1 protein-coding gene is annotated in these 1,835 nt (G+C 55.9%); it reads right to left on the reverse strand.

Features of this window, described 5'->3' with window-relative positions; genetic code table 11:
* Nucleotides 1-187: 187 nt before the first annotated feature.
* The gene (locus BY454_RS16630; RefSeq protein WP_104417666.1) at nt 188-1,759 is read right to left on the reverse strand and encodes a transposase; all 1,572 of its coding nucleotides are present in this window, start codon (nt 1,757-1,759) and stop codon (nt 188-190) included.
* Between the last annotated feature and the right edge of the window lie 76 nt (nt 1,760-1,835).

Genomic DNA, 1,835 nt, shown 5'->3' on the forward strand with positions numbered 1-1,835 from the left:
TAACGAGGCTGTAGAAAAACTAACTTCTGAGCCAGCTCTACCGCCTTTTTGTTCGTTTATTCGTCACGGCCAGCAATCGACTTGGCCGTGGTCATCTGTTCATTCCACCACTGACGTTATCCGCTCAACAATGACCGAGAGCAGATTTCGCTCTTTATTGGTCTGATCAGTGGCGTTTTTCGCTCATTCACGCCGCCAACTGCCCATAATTCGCCAGTTTCTCGATGTTGTGCACCAGGCAATACAGCTGCCACTGGCCCTGCACTTTTTTCTTACCGCGCAGACTGAAGTGATTGAGGCGCTTGGTCGTTCCGATGTTACCGAACACCGGCTCCACCACCGACATTCGGTGACTGTAGATCTCTTTGCCCTTCGGGCTGTCTACCCGGTGTTTCATCCAGTCGGTGTAGTTCGGCAATCGCTTGTTTTCGATGGTGAACGAGACCTGTCGCCCCGACCCTTTGCGGTGGTTGGCTGAGGCTGGGTTTTGCATGCACTGGTGTTTCTTCGGGCAATGCCGGCACTGGAGGAGACGCCCTTCGAAGTGCACCCGGATCTTGCCGTTCTCGGCTTCGCGGACGCCCTGGTAGCTGATGGCCTTGCCCGCCGGGCAGGTGCAGGTGAGGTTCACCGGATCGAACTGGAACTCACTGGCTGGAATGATGTTTTTCCAGGCGGTGTTCGGCAGGTTCTGATGCCGCTTGCCGTATTTGTCCTTTTGGTTCTGGAACTTCGGATCTCGGCTTCGAAATTTATTGTCCGGGACGTAGCCGTTGATCTGGCGTTCGTGCAGGTACTTCATGTTGGCTTCGTTGGCGAAGCCGGTGTCGGCGGTAACAATGGCACCTTGTTGGTAGATGCTCTCGGCAATACCCAGCTTCTTGAACCGGGCCTCGACGGTTTCCAGTACGGGCTGCAGGGTGTGGTGCTCCTGCCCTTCCCCGAAGGCCTGCGCATCAATGATGATCTGGTGTTTCTTGTCCACCGTGGCCACGCCGTTATAGCCCTGGATCGTGCCCTTGCTGGTGGTCATCTTGGCGCTTTCGTTATCGGTAATGTTGCTCTTCACTTCCTTGCGCCGCTTCCCCCGGCCCATCCGTGGGCGGTTCGTCTTTAGGAAGCGGTCGACTTTGTTCAGGGATTCATCCAGCGAGAGGATGGTTTTGGCCCGGCGGATGTCGCGGTCCAGTTCGGCCTCGGTTTCCGCCTCGTCCTTTTCGTAGTGCTCCTTTAGATGGTGGCGGATCAGGCGGCGCAGCTTGTCCCGTTTCTCACCCAGCTCCTTGAAGGTGCCGGACCATTCCTTGGCGGCGTTCGAAGGCATTTTACAGCCGTCGATGGCGAAGAGTTCGTTGCCGAGCAGGCCTTGCTCGTGACACACCAGCAGGATTTGTTCGAAAAGCTCTTCGATTTCCTCCGCGTGGCTGCTGACGAACTTGGCCAAGGTGGTGAAATGGGGAACGGTATCGCAGGACAATGCCTTGAAGATGATGTTGGTCTCGCAACACCACTGCATCTCGCGGCTGGAGGTGATGCCTTTGGAATAGGCAAACAGGATGATTTTAAGCAGGATGGCCGGATCGTAGGCCAGGCGGCCAGTGTCCTGATTCCGGTACTTGGGGTGAAACACCGACAGGTCCAGCTTGTGCTCGATCAGGTAATGCACCGCGTGTTCAAAGGTGCCGGGCTGCAGCTGTTCCTGGTAGTTGATCACGACCATGGCGTCCTGGTCGTAGTTGTAGTGCTTGAAGCGAGGCATCTGACAGCTCCTTGTCTGTTTGCCTGATCCTACCAAACTGACCCTCGGATTCGGAGTTTTTCTACAGCCTCAACGC

This window comes from Marinobacter persicus (genome assembly GCF_002934325.1).
Classification (GTDB): Bacteria; Pseudomonadota; Gammaproteobacteria; order Pseudomonadales; family Oleiphilaceae; genus Marinobacter; species Marinobacter persicus_A.

Excerpts from the sequence above, each read along its gene's own strand:
- BY454_RS16630 (WP_104417666.1), bottom strand. The coding sequence starts at position 1,759 with ATGCCTCGCTTCAAGCACTACAACTACGACCAGGACGCCATGGTCGTG.